This is a genomic window from Thalassobacillus devorans MSP14, assembly GCF_000496835.1.
In the GTDB taxonomy this organism is placed as follows: Bacteria; Bacillota; Bacilli; order Bacillales; family Halobacillaceae; genus Thalassobacillus; species Thalassobacillus devorans_B.
In genome coordinates, this window is record NZ_KI543237.1 from 294,782 (window position 1) to 313,111 (window position 18,330).

Sequence of the window (18,330 nt, forward strand, 5' to 3'; positions counted from 1 at the left end):
CCTTCATTTAGAAGGCTGTGAGGTGTCTTTTTTATTGGCCCTGTAAAAAATGGTTGTTGATTTTTTCATAAAAAATGCTTATTCAACTATTTGGCAGTTTAATGGAACACTCAATTTCGAGATAAACAGACCATTACAATGAATGAAAATGCTTCTAACTATGCTCCATCCTGTGTATAACAGGGATTGGGGCGTAATCCCTTTTTATGAATAGCTCTTTAAAATCCTCCATGCCGGTGTTTCCGTTTTGCTCACTTAACGCAAGGAGGTCCGGGAAATTGCGAGACTCCTAGGGGATGAACATGATCGGTGAGATCCCGCAAGGCGAAGCCTGAGGAAGCTCACCACATGCCCATGGAAAGCGAGTGATTTCCCGGACCTCCATACGCTCCTATCCGTTACGGAAACAGTTTCTATCGAAACTGAGTCTTCGATTAAAGGAAGCTTTAATGAATTTTATACTGTGATTTAGCAAAGCCATTCTATTAAATACCGAGCATCGAATTACGGTTAAAGTAAAAGATAGGCAATAGGGGTAACGATGAGAATCGTTAAAATCGTCCGTTCAATCCAGATTACAATCAACTTTGGAATACTGACCGGGATATCGGTTGATAAAATACAAGGAATAAGCGCAGAGAAGAACAGAATCGCTGATACCGACAAAGTCCCGATTACAAACTTCGTAACCATCGGTGCCTCAGCCACCAACAGTGCAGGCAAAAACATTTCTGCAATCTCAATAGCCGAAGCCTTGGCTGCCAGTAAAGGTTCCGGAACTTGCATCAACAAGGTGAATGGATAAAAGATATAGCCTAAAAAATCAAATACTGGGGTAAATTCAGCAAGCACCAGACCAAGCAGCCCGACAGAGAGAATCGATGGTAAAATTGCCATCGTCATGATGAATCCATCCTTCAAGTTCATACCGATGTTTTTTCCAATCGAAGGAGAATGTTCTGCCGCCTCCATGGCCTGCCTCCAGGCAGCTTTCCATCGACTGCCCCTCACCACTTCTTCCGGCTGGCCCTTCCCATCCACATAGTCATCACTGATTTTGTTAAGCGGCCAGATCCGTACGGTAATGGCCGTCACCAGAAATGTAACGAATAGCGTGACCCAGAAATAAGTGTTCCAAATTTCCATCAGCCCAAGTGTTTTGGCAACAACAATCATGAAGGTTGCTGATACGGTAGAGAAACCAGTAGCAATGATGGTCGCTTCTTTGATTGTATACTTCCCTTCTTTGAAGACACGATTGGTAATCAATAACCCGATGGAGTAGCTGCCGACAAAAGAAGCGACGGCATCAATAGCAGAGCGTCCAGGTGTTTTCCATATGGGACGCATGACGGGCTGCAGGAGGACACCGATGAATTCAAGTAGACCATAGCCAACAAGTAAGGCCAGAAAAACTGCACCGATTGGAACAAGCAGTCCGACCGGGATCACTAATTTTTCAAATAGGAACGGCCCCATACTGGACTCAAACAGCCAGTCTGGTCCGAAATTAAACATTAACATTGCCGCAACCAGTACACCAAGCACTTTGAAAAAGGAGAGCGTCACATTGACTGCATCCCTATTCCATGTCTTATTGTAGAACGGATAGGCTGCTCCTAAGATAATGACAAAGAGCGCATAGTAAGGAACAACAGGACCCATTGCTGTCTTGATAAAGGTGACGATATGATCCAAAGGAATGGAGGAGGTGCCTTTTACAGTGACGGGTATAAAGAAAGTGAAAATACCAATCAAGCTGTACAAGAAAAACTTTAATAGATTTTTCCCGCCTGACGACTGAGGAACTTCAGGGAGCCGGACATCTTTTTGAACATTTTCCATTTTTCCTACCTCCTGTTATGTGAATAATCAGACAATTATAATGGTAAAGGAAGGACGAGCTTTACTCGCCCTTCCGCTTACAATAACCGGTCAAAAAAGACAGCATGACATGAACCGCGCTTTTCACTGCCACCTCACCGACATCTTTTCGCGGATCTAAACAAACGATATCTAACGCCTTCACTTTTGTATGTTCGCCGGCAAGCTGGACCGCTTCAAATAATTCTCCTGTGTACATCCCGCCTGGGGTTGCTGCCGGAGCAGCCGGATTATGAGTAATATCCAGCACATCCATATCCACCGTGACATAAATCGTGTCCACCTGTCCGGATAATTGTGCCAGGGCGCTGGTGACAACTTCTCTGATACCTTTTCTACGTGCCTGCTTCATCGTTGTATAATGAACTCCTGCCTCATCCGCATAATCTTTCAGCTCTTTTGCATTGAAAAAACCATGGAGACCAATGTTATGCACATGTCTTCCTTCCACTGTACCGCTTTCAATCAGGTTGCGGATTGGTGTACCATTTGCAGGACCTAACTCACTAAGATCACGTAAATCAAAATGGGTATCAAACTGTAATACACCTATGGTTTCATCTGGATGTGCCTGCTTCCAGCCTTTGACGAGCATCGCTGTAATCGAATGGTCGCCGCCCATTGCCACTGGTAACGTGTGAGGATGGTACGTGCGCATCGCAGCCATGGCTTCGGTAATTTTCTGATGAGTAAACGCGATATCGGTAACATGCTGCTTGACATCACCAAGATCAATCGCCTTCAACTCCGCAAGGTCAATATTCTCATCCAGATTATATGTGCCGAATGACTTCCAGGCTTTCCGCATGGAATCCGGGTTTTCACTGGCAGCCGAAGTGCTGATCGACGACTTTGACAGCGGCACTCCAAAAACTGTCACATCATATCCTTTCCAATCAGGGGGATGTTCGCCAATCGTTTCAATCCATTCATGGACCTTTAAATCTGAACGCTTTTCTGTATTACGGTTCCAGACCATACTCGGCCTGTCGAGCATCGGATAGGGATAGCCACTCATTGCAGCTGCCCTCCCATTACCAGCGGCGTGCCCGCTTTGATGACCGTATCCACATGATTCATCCCATACTGATAAGACAACACGAGATAGTTAGGCACATTAAAAATTGTTACATCGCCTTTCTTTCCAGGTTCGAGACTTCCGATTTCTCCAGCTGCGCCAATCGCATGGGCCGCATTGATAGTGGTGGCGGTCAATACTTCTTCCGGCGTCATCCCCATTTTCAGACAACCGAGATTCATAATGAACGGCAGAGAAATGGTCGGTGATGATCCAGGGTTGGCATCTGTCGATAATGCTATGGCAACTCCACGATCGACCATCCTGCGCGCATCCGCAAATTCAGCCATTAGGAAAAACGCTGTACCAGGCAGCAGCACTCCGACTACATCAGCCTTTGCCATATCTTTGATTCCCTGTTCGGATGCCTTCAAAAGGTGATCTGCTGAAATAGCACCGACTTGTGCAGCTAATTCCGCTCCCCCGTATGGCTCGATTTCATCGGCATGGATTTTCGGGAGCAGACCATGTTGTTTACCAGCCTCGAGAATCCGCTTTGATTGTTCTGGTGTGAACACCCCCCGTTCACAGAAAACATCGTTGAAAGTAGCCAGTTTTTTGCGAGCCACTTCTGGAATCATTTCGTCGATTATCCGATTCACAAACGGTTCCGGATTATCTTTTTCATCCATTGGTATCGCATGAGCCCCCATGAATGTCGACACGATATCGACCGGGTGTTCACTATCAAGCTGCTTAGCCACTTCCAGCTGTTTCAATTCATGCTCAAGTGTCAGTCCATAACCGCTTTTTGCTTCGACGGTTGTGACCCCGTGGAGTAAAAATTGATCAAGACGCTTCCAGGACTCTTCATATAACTGTTCAGGACTTGCCGTTTGTGTTGCCCGTGTTGTTGCATGGATTCCGCCGCCTGCCTCCATGATTTCCATGTATGTTTTACCTTTCAGGCGCATGGCGTACTCATTTTCCCTTGTTCCGGCATGCACCAGGTGAGTATGAGGGTCGATCAGTCCTGGGGTGACAACCTTCCCTGTTGCATCTATATGTGACTCCGTGCCAATCAAGTCCTGATAGTCAGCTCTGATCTCTTCGTCTGTGCCAACTGCAACGACTTTACCTTCTTCGATATATATGGAACCATTTTCGATAATTTCCAGCTCCGACATGGCTTTCTTTTTTGCGGGGCGATCGTTATGCCCGGCCATCGTAATCAATTGTGCTGCATTTGTAATCAATAGTTTCTGTGTCATATGCATCTCCTCCCTGTTAGTTTTTCATCATTGGTATTTGGACGCCTTTTTCTTTCGCTGTCTTTTTTGCCAGATCATAACCGGCATCAACGTGGCGAGCGATTCCCATCCCCGGGTCAGTCGCCAATACACGTTCCAGCCGTTTTTCTGCATCCTTTGTGCCGTCAGCGACAATCACCATACCAGCATGAAGCGAGTAGCCCATTCCAACACCACCGCCATGATGGACACTAACCCAGCTGGCTCCGCCTACACTATTGATCAAAGCGTTCAAAATCGGCCAGTCGGCTACGGCATCGCTGCCGTCCTTCATCGCCTCTGTTTCACGGTTCGGTGAAGCGACAGAACCGGAGTCGAGATGATCACGGCCAATTACAATCGGTGCTTTCAATTCACCGCTTGCCACCATGTCGTTAATGATTTTGCCGAACCTCGCCCGTTCTCCGTAACCAAGCCAGCATATGCGAGAAGGCAGTCCCTGGAAACTGATTTTTTCCTGCGCCATACGAATCCAGTTGCACAAATGCTCGTTATCGCTGAACTCCTTTAAAATCACTTCATCAGTCTTATAGATATCTTCCGGGTCACCGGATAATGCTACCCAGCGGAACGGCCCTTTCCCTTCACAAAATTGGGGACGAATATAAGCTGGTACAAAGCCAGGGAAATCGAAGGCATTGGTTACTCCTTCATCTTTTGCCACCTGACGGATATTGTTACCATAATCGAACGTTACCGCACCTTTTTGCTGCATCTCCAGCATCGCTTTGACCTGAGCCGCAATACTTTGTTTGGAAAGCTTCACATATTCTTCCGGTTTTTCCTTACGCAAGCGGGCTGCTTCCTGTAAATCCATCTCGACCGGGACATAGCCATTCAACGGATCATGCGCGGAAGTCTGATCTGTTAACACATCAGGAGTGAAACCTTTCGCTATCATCTCCGGTAAAATCTCTGCTGCATTTCCAAGCAAGCCAATCGATAAAGTTTTTCCCTGATCACGTGCTTCCTCAGCCATACGAATTGCTTCATCCAGATTATCGGTCGAGGTATCCAGATACTTGGTATCCAAGCGGCGCTGGATGCGATGCGGGTCAATTTCAATCGCAATACATATACCGCCATTTAAAGTGACCGCAAGCGGCTGAGCTCCCCCCATTCCGCCAAGGCCGGCAGTAAGCGTAACCGTTCCAGCCATTTTACCGTCAAAATGCTGCCGGGCACATTCGGCAAACGTCTCATAAGTCCCCTGGACGATCCCCTGGCTGCCAATATAAATCCAGCTTCCCGCCGTCATCTGGCCAAACATCATCAGTCCTTTGCGGTCAAGTTCATGAAAGTGCTCCCAGTTGGCCCAGGCTGGTACCAGATTGGAATTAGCGATCAACACTTTTGGGGCGTCCTTATGAGATTTAAACACTGCTACCGGTTTTCCGGACTGAATCATCAACGTTTCATCGGATTCCAACGATTTTAACGAATCAATGATGGCATCATAGCTTTCCCAATTACGGGCAGCCTTTCCGATTCCACCATAAACAACCAGTTCATCCGGATTTTCTGCTACATCAGGGTGCAGGTTGTTGTTTAGCATCCGCAAGGCGGCCTCCTGAATCCATCCTTTCGTATGCAAATCCGTGCCACGGTATTGTTCCACTTTATCTGACTTTGTGTTGTTCATCATACCCATCCCTTCTTATTGGATTTCTTATAGGTATAGCTTAGCAATCCACCAGAATAGATAATAGATGACTAACTTTCGAATTGTGGTAATTTTCTAATAAAAAGATATACATATTATACGAAGCGCTTTCAATAATTAGCATAAATATTATAAAGATATAAAAATTATATAAAAAAACACCCACCAAGTGAGTGTTTTAATTGAGAAATATAAATCGTTCACGTAAAGATTCAATAATCGACCTGTTGGCAGTGTATATAAAAAATTGAGTTGCCTTACCCTTTCAAATTCCTGTACTCGCGAGGTGTTTTTCCAGTTGCTGATTTAAATACGCGACTGAAATAATTGGGCTGATTGAAGCCGACTTCCATCGCAATTTCCTGAATGGAATTATCCGTAGTTTCAATCAGTTCCTTCGCTTTTTGGATTCTGATTTGAATCAGCATCTCACGGAAAGAATGCTGGTATTTCTTTGATAGTAAGTGACTGAAATAAGCGGGACTCCTTCCGATATGGGCAGCAACATCTTTAAGTGACAGACCTGGATTCATATAATGCTCTTCCATATAGGCAAGCGCCGCTTCTCCGATATTTCCTGGCCTCCTCTCTTTTTCTGCCCCCAGGGAGTGAATCAGATCATTGATGAAGAGGACTATATCCTGCACAATTCGATATAAAACAGGACTATAAAGGATTTTGTCGAAGATTTTTTTATATTTGACTTCATTCTCCTCTGTCTCTAACCCTTTTCGAATCATAAATCTCCGGATTTGAGCCAGTATACTCGTGAGCCGTGTTCGAAGTAACCCGGGAGCAGGGTATGGTGGCTGGAGATTGAAAAATTCACGATATAACCAGCTTTTGATTTCTTCAGTCTGACCCTCATCAAGACTGCGAACCCAGAAACGCTGTTCGTCCATGGTCAGAAAGGGGTCCACATCTTTCCATAAATTAGCTTCATTGTACGTCAGCACCTGTTTGTACCCTGTAAAAAAAGTTGCCTCCATCACTTTTCGAAGACGCCGGTAAATATTATGTAAAGATAAAAGGGAACCTTTTTCATGTACAGCTATAGCCAGCGGTCCACCTCCAGCCTGTTCCCACTCCCTCAAAAAACGTCTTGCTTGTTGAAAAGGCTCAGGAATCTTCTGATTGAATGCAAGGACTACCTGATCACTAGTGGAAAACACGAACGGGTGATGATAAAAATCGAACTGTTCGATAAAAGAACGCAGATGGTATAAATCCGGTGAATATTCCGTTCTAACCAAATAGACGGGGTATGCAAAAGGTAACTGATCATCAATAAATAGAGATTCATAGTTGATGATAAAAGGTGTAGTGACTCCCGTTTTTTCATCTTGTCCATGATTAAGTATCCGGCAGCTTTGCTGAATAGTATGTTTGAGGCGGGACGGAGATATCGGTTTGACTAATAGGTCGATTGCATTTATTTCGATCGCTTGCATAGCACGTTCAAAAGTTGGCTCTACTGTAACTGCGATTACTTGTTTGCTAAGCCTCTTTATGAAATCTTTCGCAAGCTCCCATTTTCCTTCTGGAATCATATCAAGCTCGATAAAGAGGATATCCGGACGTTCATTTTCCAAAGAATCCAGCATTTCAGCAAGTTGGCTTGCTCGTAGGATGTTTGACACAGGAAAAGAGTATTTTGATAGTAACCACTCGATGCCAGCGAGTTCCTGGGTGTCACGATCCACTAACAGCAACTGATACACCACGATCCCCCCTTTTATTCCTATTTTACATCAAACACCCCAGGTCCTCTAGCTGGTTCAGGACCTGGGTGTTATCATTAGCGTCGATTTCCCGGGAAATATTATTATTTTTGTAAATAAGCGTCGCTATTGTTGACTAAAAGTGTCGATTCTATTATATCTATAGCTAACACGATATATATCTGCAGCTATTTATCTTCAACTACGATATAGGTGACTTTGGTCGGTCCATGGACACCTACAATAAGGTTCATTTCAATGTCTGCGCTGTTGCTTGGACCAGTGATGAAGCTGACACAGGAAGATACTTCATGTCCCTGCTGGTTAGCTTCATGAATATGCCTGGCTGCCTGTGTGATCCTCGGCACAATTGTACTTTTCGGGATGATAGCAATGTAAGTTTTCGGTAACAGGCTGATCGAACGGCCATTTCCTTTGTTGTTGAAAAGGGTGACAGTTCCGGATTCTGCCAGCGTCGCATCGCTGAAAGTGATGCCGACATCTGCCCGTTCAGCAAATACTTGATTTTCTTTTCCTTTTTCAGCATCCCAAATATGGACTTCAACACCCTCAGCTTCCAATTGCTGATAATAAGTATCCAACTGATATTCGGCATTACGTTCATCATCAGCGGCTATAATCGCATTACCTTCGTAGCGTTCAATTGTTTCACGTAGCACATTTTCTAAATCAGCTGTGCTTGTTTTCTGAAAATCGGTATGAATAGCTTTGCATTGTTCTTCAAGAACATCCACCAATTCGTCCTGTGTGGCCCCCTTAAACACTTCCCACTGTGGACTTACGCTCCACTTCGGACGCTCGACCCCTTCCGTACGTCGACTACGTCCAAGATTTTCCGCCAGTTTATTTAAAAATGCTTCCCGGTTTTGAATGGACATCAGGCTTCATCCCCTTTCTTACGGGTCTTGTACCAGGAACGGAACGACTGCTTGCTTGGAGCCGGGAAGTCGCGGACATCTGTCCAGGCTTTCATCGGGCCAGGTCCATTTTCAATTTTTTCTTCTTTTGTCCACGGTTTCAATGCCGTACGCGCCATTTTAGTACTCATCTTATAGGCCGCAGGACTTGATCCCCACTTGGCAAAACCTTTCATCGCAAGCTTTTCAGCTTTCGGAGCTTTATTCTCTCTTTCAACGATGATCTGACGGTGACGGATCAAATGCTCATGAAGGGGAATCTTCACTGGACAAGCTTCGGTACAGGCAGCACATAGGGTTGAAGCATAAGGCAATTCCTTATGGTCGTCATAACCATCAAGCAATGGCGTTAAAACTGCTCCAATCGGTCCTGGATAAATGGAACCGTATGAATGCCCTCCGACATGCCGGTATACAGGACAGGCATTGATACAGGCAGCACAGCGAATACAGTGAAGTGCCGATTGGAACTCCGTACCTAAAATTTTCGATCGTCCATTATCGACGATAACCAGATGGAATTCTTCCGGTCCGTCCACTTCTCCCTCGAGTCGGGTTCCTGTCAAAGAAGTGACGTAGCTGGTCAGTTTCTGTCCGACTGCAGATCTGGTAAGGAGACTGACTAACACCTCAAGGTCTTCCCAGGTCGGAACAAGGCGTTCCATACCCATGACGCTAATCTGTGTATCGGGTAGCGATGTGACCAGTCTTGCGTTCCCTTCGTTAGTTACAAGGGTCACCGCCCCTGATTCCGCTACAGCAAAGTTGCATCCGGTAATCCCGATATCTGCAGACAAAAAGTCTTTCCTGAGCTGTTCCCTTGCAAATAAAGCAAGCTCCTCCGGTTTATCGGTCTTATCATAGCCTTTTTTGGCGGCAAATGTTTCCCGGATCTGTTCTTTATTTTTATGAAGGGCTGGTGTGACGATATGGGAGGGTGGGTCTTCATCCAATTGTAAAATCCACTCACCTAGGTCGGTTTCGACCACCTCCGAACCGGCTTCCTCCAGTGCTTCGTTCAAACCGATTTCCTCGGTCACCATCGATTTTGATTTGACGACTTTCTTGCCATTCTTTTTCTTGATGACATTCTGAATATAGTCATTCGCTTCCTCTGCTGTTTCTGCAAAAAAGACATTGCCGCCTCGTTTAGAAACTTGATCACTTAACTGCTGAAGATAAAAATCAAGATTTTCCATGGTGTGATTGCGTATTTCTTCCCCGAGAGTACGCCAGTCTTCCCAGTTCCCAAGTTCTTCTGCTGCTTTCAGGCGCCCGCTCCGGAACCGGCCTTGTGCAGATGACACCGCACCTCGCATGAAGTCATTTTTTATCCCTTCCTGAACCCGGTGCTCAAAAGAATTCGTGCCAATTCGAATACTCATAGAATCCCCTCCGTTCTATTATTGGTAGTTAAGTATATTGGCGATATGCAGTACTTTGACCGGCTTGCCGTTGCGTGTCAGGCGCCCACCGATGTTCATCAGACAGCCCATATCTCCACCGACCAGATATTCCGCTCCCGTTTCTGTGACATGTTCGGTTTTCTCCTCGACCATCTGCTCGGAAATTACTGGATTCTTCACGGAAAACGTACCGCCAAACCCACAGCAGTCCTCTTTCACAGGAAGTTCGACAAATTCCAGGCCCTTCACGTTTTCCAATAATGTCATCGGTGCGTCTTTGACACCCAGCAGCCTGGTCATATGGCAGGAAGGATGATAAGTCACTCTTCCCTCGAAATTGGAGCCAACATCTGTGATTCCCATGACGTCAACTAAAAACTGCGTCAACTCATAGGATTTATCTGCAAGGTCTTTAGCTGCTTCTTCCCAATTGGGGTCCCCTTTGAAAATATGCGGGTATTCGTGAAGCATAGCTACACAAGAACCCGATGGTCCCACCACATATTCGGAATCCTTGAACGCCCGCAACATCTGTTTCATCGATCCCTTCGATTCTTTCAAATAGCCGCTGTTATAAGCCGGTTGCCCGCAGCATGTCTGCAGCTCAGGAAAATCAACCTCACAGCCCACTTTTTCTAAAATTTCAACCGTATCTTTCCCGACATCGGACGACATGATATCACACAAACATGTAATGAATAAGGACACCTTCATGCCATTCACTCCCTTTTTAAGATAACAACAGGTCATCTGATGACCTTTACAAAGAAAAGACTGGACCAATCTAATCAATATATTCTGCTAACGCCTGCTCCACTCCAACTAAATGCTTCAGCATATGCTTTTGGGCTAGCGCTGAATCTCTATTTTTAATTGCTTCAAAAATCAGCCAGTGCTCCTTCAGCAGCTCGGCAGTTCTATTTTCCGAATGAAGCCAAAGCCTGCGGGTTTCGCGCATCGTTTCCATCATAATTTCCGATACACTATTCATAAGGTTGATAAGCATCTGGTTATGGGTCGCATGGGCAATTGCTAAATGGAAAGCAAGATCCGCTTGTTCACCCAGCTCGCCATTTCCTTTTGCTTCTTCCATTGAGTGAAGCGCTTCTTCCATCGGAGCTAAGTCTGCTTCTTCATGTCGCTCTGTGGCAGCTCCAGATGCTCCGACCTCCAGGATTTTTCTGACCTCCAACAGCTCTTTGACATCTTCACGTTTCATCAACAGCGCTGCCGCAACCGGCAAAGAAAAACGTGAGGCATCAAACTGCTTGATATAAGTCCCTTCGCCCTGGTGCATTTCCACAAGCCCCATCGCGCGCATGGCACTTAGAGCTTCACGGATGGCTGAACGGCCGACATCAAAATTCCTGGCCAGCTGTTCGACGGAATCCAATTTATCACCAGGCTTCAAATCCCCATTCTTCAACATGGCAACTAACGAATCCGCTACTTCTTCATAAATCTTGCGTGCTCGTATTTGTTTATATTCCATTACTTCTTCCTCCAACTACTTATTACCTTCATTTTACTGGAAGCAAGAGGAATTGGAAAGATAGATCCCTTGTTTACATGAATTGCATCATGATAAAACCGCCAATTCCAGCAAGCACACCATATAAAAGAGCAGGACCTAATGTCTTCCGGATAATGTCACCTTCTTTTCCGGACAACCCTACAACTGCTGATGCAGCTACAACATTATGCACACAAATCATATTACCCGCAGCAGCCCCAATCACCTGGACTGCCAGTACAGTATCGGCACTCAAGCCTGTTTCATTCGCTATACTATATTGGATTGGGGAGAAAGTCAGGGTTGATACGGTAGCGCTTCCCGTAATGAAAGCCCCTAATTCTCCAAGGAAAGGAGCGACGAAAATCCACATCGGACCGAACCCATCCGCCAATGCCTGTGCGATATACTGCGGCATACTTATCAAGTCATTCATATTCATCCCCGAGTTAGTGAATACCTGTACCAGAGCCAAGGTGAAAATCAGCGCGAAGCCTGCATTTTTTATTGAACCAAGTGATTCTTTAGATGCTTTGGTAAAATTAGAAAAAGACTTTCTCTGTACGAGCACTGCTAAAATAGCCGAGAGCACAAGCACAGTTCCAGGAGAATAGAGTACCTCCCAGCCTGAGTCGATGCCTTCAATTCCCAGAATGTTGTTCCAGCTCAGATTAATGGCTGTCCGCGTGAATTCTTTAACAGGCGGAATGATTCTTGTCAGCAACAATAGAGCGACGACAACAAGATAAGGCGACCATGCTGTAACTAAGCCCATCTTTGACTTTTTCTTTTCCGACTGGAAACCCTCCTGCAAAGCGTCCGTCCATTCTTCCTTTGGCAGCAGGAAGCCTTTTTTGGCTGTTATGGTGGCGACAACGAGGCCTGTCAGAGAGGCAAGAATCGAAACGAACTCGTGGCCGAACAACACAGCATACAGAAGTGCGGATGAAGTATATGTAATTCCAATCAACAACGTCCATGGCAGCATGGCTAAAGCGTCTCCCATGCCTTTTCTTTTTCCAAAGAAAACAGTCAAAATGACAATCAGAATAAATGGTATAAATGTACCTGCAAACATATCGATTGTGGCAACTTTAGCTCCGACATTCTGATAGAATGCAATATCCGCACCAGGAATATTGCTGAGACCTACCTGAATCGGTGTTCCAACTGCCCCATAAGAAACCGCTGAACTATCCGCAATCAGCGCCAGTGCTGCTGCTGCCATCGGATTAAAACCTAACGCTACCATCAATGGTCCTGTTACAGCAGCCGGAGTACCGAAACCGGCAGCCCCCTCGATTAACGACCCAAACAGAAAACCAACGATGATCAACTGGACACGCATATCTCCTGAAATACTGCGGAACCCTTGATTGATCCGGTCTACAGCACCAGTATGACGAAGTGTATTTAATAGAACGATCGCTCCGAATAAGATTAATAGAATGGTGAATGCTTTATGAGTCCCTTGCAAAATAGAGGCGGAAACAACGTTCCCTTCCATCCCCCAAGTAGTAAGCGCTAACAAAATTACGATAATGGCACTGAAAAACATTCCTTTAAGTGCTGACATCCTCAATAAAACAAGGAATACGAATGGTGCAATGATGGCACTTAAAGCCACAAGCAACAACATAGCTGAATAACTCCCTTCTGGTGGTTTGATTACTGGAATTTAATAAATTGCTTTCCAACACAGATAATGTGATAAGGTCATCTGATGACCTGTTAACTAATTTACATTTTAGACCGGTAACCGACAAAATACAAGAAATTTTTGAAAACACTTTCATAGAATAACAGTCTAATCCTGGCAGGGATCAGCTGGACACAGAAAAGGCCAGGGTTTCCAATGATGGAAATCCTGGTCCATTGCATTATGGCTTGAGAATCAATTTTCCTTTTGTTTGTCTTCCCTGCAGTTTTCGATGTACTTCTGCTGCATTTTCCAGCGAAAACACCCCGCCAATTTCCAATTTGATTTTACCTTCTTCAATATAAGCGAGTATCTCTTTCAAACTTTCAAGAAACAGTTCTGGTTTTTTCATGATTTGTGGCAGAAAAAAACCTGTCACCGTTAGATTTTTTGCCATCAGCCTGGCTGGATAAAAATGCGGCTGCTCTCCACTTGCAACACCATAGATGACAAGCCGCCCAAAAGAGGCAAGGCAATCGAGGGTCTTATGAAATACCTCTCCACCTGCCATTTCCAAGGCTACATCCACACCCTTGCCATCATTTGAATTACGTACTTCCTTTTCCCATCCCTCCTTCGTATAGTCGACGACTTCATCTGCACCGTATTCTTTCGCAAGTGCCCGCTTTTCTTCGCTGCTTGCTGTACCGATTACTTTACCTGCTCCAAAAATTTTCGCAAGCTGGACGGCAAATAATCCTACGCCTCCAGCGGCAGCGTGGATCAGAATCGTTTCCCCTTTTTCCAGCCGTCCCATCGTTTTGATAATATGATAGGCGCTTAATCCCTGGAGCGGGATTGCTGCAGCATTGGTTTCATCCACACCCTCCGGTATCGGAATCAATCCCTGTTCATCTGCTACTGTGTATTCGGCATAGCCGGTTGCATTTTCGCTGCCTATCAACGTAACAACCCGGTCGCCTTCCTTAAAACGCCGGACACCCCGCCCTACTTTGGCGATGACACCTGCTACTTCCGATCCTGGGACATAAGGAAGTTTTGTTTCTACCACATACTGACCTCCCCGTCTTGCTGTATCCGCATAATTTACGCCGATAGCTTTTGTGTTTATTAATACTTCATGCTCACCAGGTTCTGGAATTTCCATATCAATCAGTTCCAGTACTTCTGGTCCGCCGAATTCTTTGAATTGAATTGCTTTCATAATTACCTCCGTTTTCTCTATTACAGTTATATCTCCCTTTAATTGAAAATCGGCTTCGTTACTTTTACGTAAGAAAATAGGGACTTGGATATAGCTCGCTTTACTGAATGAACTTTATATAAAATACTTACACAAAGTTTACAAAGACTTGTAGACAGGATTATTGCTTCGCTTTACTGGCGGCTTCTTCGCGGATTTTCCGTCTTAGGATTTTACCGACATTCGTTTTCGGAAGTTCGCTTCTGAATTCGACTGATCCAGGAACCTTGTAGGCTGCCATATTATCCCTGCAGTACGCGATAAGTTCCTCCTCTGTTGCTGATTTTCCGTCTTTCAACACGACCACTACTTTCACGGTTTCCCCGCGATATTCATCCGGTATTCCTACCGCAACCGCCTCTTGAACGGCATCATGCTCATAAAGGATTTCTTCAATGTCACGCGGATAGATATTGAAGCCGCCAGCAATAATCAAGTCTTTTTTCCGATCGAGGATATACAAATATCCTTCATCATCGACACGGGCGATGTCCCCAGTGTACAGCCAGCCGTCACGCAGGGCAAGCTCTGTTTCTTCCGGCATATTCCAGTATCCTTTCATTACTTGAGGACCCCGCACGATTACTTCTCCGGTTTCCCCGACAGGAACTTCATCCACGCCATTACTGACATCGACAATCTTATAATCGGTGGACGGAACCCCTATTCCGACACTTCCTGGTTTTCGTTCTCCAAACATTGGATTACAATGCGTAACAGGTGCTGTTTCCGATAATCCATATCCTTCATAAATACGGCCTCCTGTTTTTGTCTCAAAACTTCTCATCAATTCCTGGGGCATCGGCGCACTGCCGCTGTTGCAGACACGTATGCTGTCAATACCGTATTGCTCTGCTTTGGGATGGCTGGTAATCGCCACATACATCGTCGGCACACCCGGGAAGTAAGTCGGCTGTTCACGCTTGATTGTTTCCAGCACTTCTTCCATCTCAAACCTTGGGAGCAGAATCATGCTGGACCCCGATTGGATGGACTGGTTCATACACACCGTCATACCGAACACATGAAATAAAGGTATAACCGTTAAGTAACGTTCCTTTCCAGGTTCAATATCATCTTTAAAATATTCATGCGTCTGAACCACGTTAGCGACCAGATTTCGATGCGTCAGCATTGCGCCTTTCGACCTGCCCGTAGTTCCGCCTGTATATTGAAGTACAGCAACGTCATTAGCAGGATTGATTGTCACTTGTTTCGGTGGACCAGGTGCTGTCTGCAAAAACGTGGTGAATGCTATTTCTTCGCCTGCAGGTTTATATTCTTGCGCAAAATCCACGACGATCACATGCTTTACGGGTGTATCTGCTTTGATTTTTTCAAAAACAGGTACCAGTGGAGCATATAGGACAAGTGTTTCCGCTCCTGAATCTGTTAAAATGTGTTCGAGTTCCCGTCCTACCAGCATCGGATTTACCTGAGTGACCACGCCACCTGCCATCAATGCTCCATAATAACTAATGACATAATGGGGGCAGTTCGGAAGCATAATAGCGACCCGGTCACCTTTACTTATACCGTAATTCTGCAGGGATGAAGCGAACGCAGCCGCTTGCATCCCTAATTCCTTATACGTGATGGTTTTATCAAAGAAAGTGATTGCGGTGTTATCAGGAAATCGTTCGACTGACCTTGTCAAAAACTCAGTAAGGGCAATGTCCGGAATATCAACTTCGCTTTTGATATGATCTGGATAATGCTTTTTCCATACCTTTTTCAATATGTAACCCCCCATAAATTAATGTAACCGCTCACAAAAAGTTATACTGGTATTCTTGCAGTTACTTCCAACTATATACCAATAGTTCAGAATATTCAATTAAAATAATCGGTAGTAAATATATACCAGCGTACGTTTATAGTTTTGGCTCTGTTAAATCTTAGTGTTGATTTGACAATTAAAGCTCCCTTTTGTGGAAGACATCTTCATATATCGCGGGGGTTCGTTCCTCCCATCCTTCGAATGGGGTGGTTGGGAAACTGCGAGACTCCCGCGGGAGAAGGGACTAGGCGAGATCCCGCAGGGCTTTAGCCCGAGGAAGCTTGCCAGGTCCCCCGCAGGAAAGCGAGTAGTTTCCAAGACACCCCTGACTCTTTTTTAGTAAAGAACCCCTTTTATCTCGAAATCAAGTCTTCCACAATTCGGCTTTAGTGTTGAAGAATCCTCTTATAAAAATCAACAACAACGTTTAATAGAGGCATAGTTTTAAGGGAGAAAATGTAAAAACTGCAGGCAACTTAAGGTCACCTGCAGCATGATTATTGCTTTAACTTTCTCGCTACTATTTTTAAATATAAGCGGTAATATGCAGAGAAGGTAAGAAATGCAAGCAAACTTCCACTAAATAACGGAATAATGATAGGAAAAATATAGAGGCTGATATACAAAACGATCCCACTGCTGATCGAGACAGCAAGAAACAATAGCGGACTGCCTGCCGTTATAAAAAAAGCCTGCCGCAACAGTCCGCGTAATTTCATATCGTAATGGACACTGACGGAAAAGAAATTCAAGGTGAAAGTGAACAATAGAATTCCCATCACGACAAATAAGTTCATCAGTATCTCATTTCGCTCAGAAAAATAATAAATATCAGCAAGCAGTATACCCCACAATGCGACAAATACCAGACCTGCTAATAAACTGGTCCGGTAATTTTCTTTATAATAGCTGACATATGTGCGGGGTTCTCTTTCTTCTTCGTCTACACGCACCCATTCTCTGGCTTTGGCAAACATAGCCATCGTTGCCGGGAAAAATAAAGGAGGCAGCAGTACGACTAAAGGAACAGTTAAATAAAACAGCTGTTCAGAGCTATCGATATAGAGAATGCTGATGAGAAGGAGGGCGATTGGCAAGTTAAAGAGGACCCATTGTAAATTGACGAGAGAAAATCGCATGATCCACTCGCTTATAACATAGAGGCCTCCCATAAATCCTGATGTTTTCACTTGATCTCCTCCTTCAACTCATCAACTTTACGCCCACCACATATCTGCCGGGGGTTCTTCGATATTGATGGCCTTCAAATTTTTCACAGCTTGTTTGAACCCCTCGTTAATCGACATGATCGGATCTTCGTGCTCAATCGAAATAACATGATCATATCCATAAGTTCGAAGCGCACTTACAATATTAGACCATTCCTGGATGCCGTGTCCATAACCGACGGACCGGAAACTCCATGCTCTTGTTTGAACTTCTCCGTACGGCTGCATATCTGTAAGCCCATACAGGTTGACGTTTTCCTGATCGATATACGTATCTTTAGCATGGAAATGGTGGATTGCACCTGCTTTACCAAGTATTTTCACAGCCGCAACCGGGTCGATTCCCTGCCACCACAGGTGACTTGGATCAAGATTTGCGCCAACAGCATCACTTGTCTCTTCACGGAGCTTCAGCATTGTGTATGGCGTGTGAACAAGGAAACCAGCGTGAAGTTCAAGGCCGATTTTCACGCCATGCTCTTCAGCAAACTTGCCTTGTTCCTTCCAATAAGGAATCAGCTTTTCTCTCCATTGCCATTCCAGGATATCGGAATATTCACCAGGCCATGGGGTTACCGGCCAGTTTGGCGTCTGATCTCCTTCAGCCCCTGCCGGTGTGCCTGAAAACGTATTGACGACAGGTACGTCAAGCAGGTTTGCCAGTTTGACTGTTTTTATAAATATATTATGAGACTCTTTGGCAAATGCTTCATCTGGTGACAATGGATTTCCATGACAGCTGAAGGCACTGATCGTCAAGCCGCGGGAGTGAACTTTATCAAGATATTCTTTTCGCTTGTCTTCACTTGCCAAAAGCTCATCCACATTACAATGTGCATTGCCTGGATAGCCGCCTGTACCAATTTCGACAGCTTTCAATCCAGCATCTTTCACATGATCCAGCATTGCTTCAAAACTCATATCAGAAAATAGCACGGTAAATACGCCTAATTTCATCGTACTCT

At 45.1% G+C, this 18,330-nt stretch carries 14 protein-coding genes; all 14 read right to left on the reverse strand.

Features of this window, described 5'->3' with window-relative positions; all coding sequences use genetic code 11:
- Positions 1–510 precede the first annotated feature (510 nt).
- The 14 genes from P855_RS0111950 to P855_RS0112020 all read right to left on the reverse strand — a co-directional run bounded on the left by P855_RS0111950 (position 511) and on the right by P855_RS0112020 (position 18,322).
- On the reverse strand, positions 511–1,845 hold the full coding sequence (locus P855_RS0111950) for a YjiH family protein (RefSeq protein ID WP_028783796.1): 1,335 nt from the start codon (positions 1,843–1,845) through the stop codon (positions 511–513).
- Positions 1,846–1,906: 61 nt separating this feature from the next.
- Positions 1,907–2,902: an agmatinase family protein gene (locus P855_RS0111955; RefSeq protein WP_028783797.1), complete on the reverse strand. Its 996-nt coding sequence runs from the start codon at positions 2,900–2,902 to the stop codon at positions 1,907–1,909.
- Positions 2,899–4,173: an imidazolonepropionase gene (gene hutI, locus P855_RS0111960; protein WP_028783798.1), complete on the reverse strand. Its 1,275-nt coding sequence runs from the start codon at positions 4,171–4,173 to the stop codon at positions 2,899–2,901. The genes P855_RS0111955 and hutI overlap by 4 nt, the downstream gene beginning before the upstream one ends.
- Before the next feature lie 16 nt (positions 4,174–4,189).
- Positions 4,190–5,857, reverse strand: a complete 1,668-nt coding sequence (gene hutU, locus P855_RS0111965; protein ID WP_037986029.1) for a urocanate hydratase — start codon at positions 5,855–5,857, stop codon at positions 4,190–4,192.
- Positions 5,858–6,132: 275 nt separating this feature from the next.
- Positions 6,133–7,596, reverse strand: a complete 1,464-nt coding sequence (locus tag P855_RS0111970; protein WP_037986030.1) for a helix-turn-helix domain-containing protein — start codon at positions 7,594–7,596, stop codon at positions 6,133–6,135.
- A gap of 188 nt (positions 7,597–7,784) precedes the next feature.
- Positions 7,785–8,495 carry a LutC/YkgG family protein gene (locus P855_RS0111975; RefSeq protein ID WP_028783801.1) on the reverse strand — a complete coding sequence of 237 codons (711 nt, stop codon included), beginning with the start codon at positions 8,493–8,495 and terminating at the stop codon, positions 7,785–7,787.
- Positions 8,495–9,919: a LutB/LldF family L-lactate oxidation iron-sulfur protein gene (locus P855_RS0111980; protein WP_028783802.1), complete on the reverse strand. Its 1,425-nt coding sequence runs from the start codon at positions 9,917–9,919 to the stop codon at positions 8,495–8,497. Before P855_RS0111980 ends, P855_RS0111975 begins: the two co-directional genes overlap by 1 nt.
- A gap of 18 nt (positions 9,920–9,937) precedes the next feature.
- Positions 9,938–10,654 carry a (Fe-S)-binding protein gene (locus tag P855_RS0111985; RefSeq protein ID WP_028783803.1) on the reverse strand — a complete coding sequence of 239 codons (717 nt, stop codon included), beginning with the start codon at positions 10,652–10,654 and terminating at the stop codon, positions 9,938–9,940.
- Positions 10,655–10,724: 70 nt separating this feature from the next.
- Positions 10,725–11,432: a FadR/GntR family transcriptional regulator gene (locus P855_RS0111990; RefSeq protein ID WP_028783804.1), complete on the reverse strand. Its 708-nt coding sequence runs from the start codon at positions 11,430–11,432 to the stop codon at positions 10,725–10,727.
- 73 nt (positions 11,433–11,505) lie between these two features.
- Entirely contained in the window at positions 11,506–13,092 is a 1,587-nt protein-coding gene (locus P855_RS0111995; RefSeq protein WP_028783805.1) for an L-lactate permease, read from the reverse strand.
- 241 nt (positions 13,093–13,333) lie between these two features.
- Entirely contained in the window at positions 13,334–14,317 is a 984-nt protein-coding gene (locus P855_RS0112005) for a quinone oxidoreductase family protein (protein ID WP_028783806.1), read from the reverse strand.
- A gap of 160 nt (positions 14,318–14,477) precedes the next feature.
- Positions 14,478–16,109 carry a long-chain-fatty-acid--CoA ligase gene (locus tag P855_RS0112010; protein WP_051353192.1) on the reverse strand — a complete coding sequence of 544 codons (1,632 nt, stop codon included), beginning with the start codon at positions 16,107–16,109 and terminating at the stop codon, positions 14,478–14,480.
- A gap of 524 nt (positions 16,110–16,633) precedes the next feature.
- Positions 16,634–17,326, reverse strand: a complete 693-nt coding sequence (locus P855_RS0112015; protein WP_028783808.1) for a YesL family protein — start codon at positions 17,324–17,326, stop codon at positions 16,634–16,636.
- Positions 17,327–17,353: 27 nt separating this feature from the next.
- The gene (locus tag P855_RS0112020; protein ID WP_028783809.1) at positions 17,354–18,322 is read right to left on the reverse strand and encodes a sugar phosphate isomerase/epimerase family protein; all 969 of its coding nucleotides are present in this window, start codon (positions 18,320–18,322) and stop codon (positions 17,354–17,356) included.
- Positions 18,323–18,330 lie beyond the last annotated feature (8 nt).

Excerpts from the sequence above, each read along its gene's own strand:
- P855_RS0111995 (WP_028783805.1), bottom strand. The coding sequence starts at position 13,092 with ATGTTGTTGCTTGTGGCTTTAAGTGCCATCATTGCACCATTCGTATTC.
- P855_RS0111955 (WP_028783797.1), bottom strand. The coding sequence starts at position 2,902 with ATGAGTGGCTATCCCTATCCGATGCTCGACAGGCCGAGTATGGTCTGG.
- P855_RS0112005 (WP_028783806.1), bottom strand. The coding sequence starts at position 14,317 with ATGAAAGCAATTCAATTCAAAGAATTCGGCGGACCAGAAGTACTGGAA.
- hutU (WP_037986029.1), bottom strand. The coding sequence starts at position 5,857 with ATGATGAACAACACAAAGTCAGATAAAGTGGAACAATACCGTGGCACG.
- P855_RS0111990 (WP_028783804.1), bottom strand. The coding sequence starts at position 11,432 with ATGGAATATAAACAAATACGAGCACGCAAGATTTATGAAGAAGTAGCG.
- P855_RS0112020 (WP_028783809.1), bottom strand. The coding sequence starts at position 18,322 with ATGAAATTAGGCGTATTTACCGTGCTATTTTCTGATATGAGTTTTGAA.
- P855_RS0112010 (WP_051353192.1), bottom strand. The coding sequence starts at position 16,109 with ATGGGGGGTTACATATTGAAAAAGGTATGGAAAAAGCATTATCCAGAT.
- P855_RS0111975 (WP_028783801.1), bottom strand. The coding sequence starts at position 8,495 with ATGTCCATTCAAAACCGGGAAGCATTTTTAAATAAACTGGCGGAAAAT.
- P855_RS0111980 (WP_028783802.1), bottom strand. The coding sequence starts at position 9,919 with ATGAGTATTCGAATTGGCACGAATTCTTTTGAGCACCGGGTTCAGGAA.
- hutI (WP_028783798.1), bottom strand. The coding sequence starts at position 4,173 with ATGACACAGAAACTATTGATTACAAATGCAGCACAATTGATTACGATG.
- P855_RS0111950 (WP_028783796.1), bottom strand. The coding sequence starts at position 1,845 with ATGGAAAATGTTCAAAAAGATGTCCGGCTCCCTGAAGTTCCTCAGTCG.
- P855_RS0111985 (WP_028783803.1), bottom strand. The coding sequence starts at position 10,654 with ATGAAGGTGTCCTTATTCATTACATGTTTGTGTGATATCATGTCGTCC.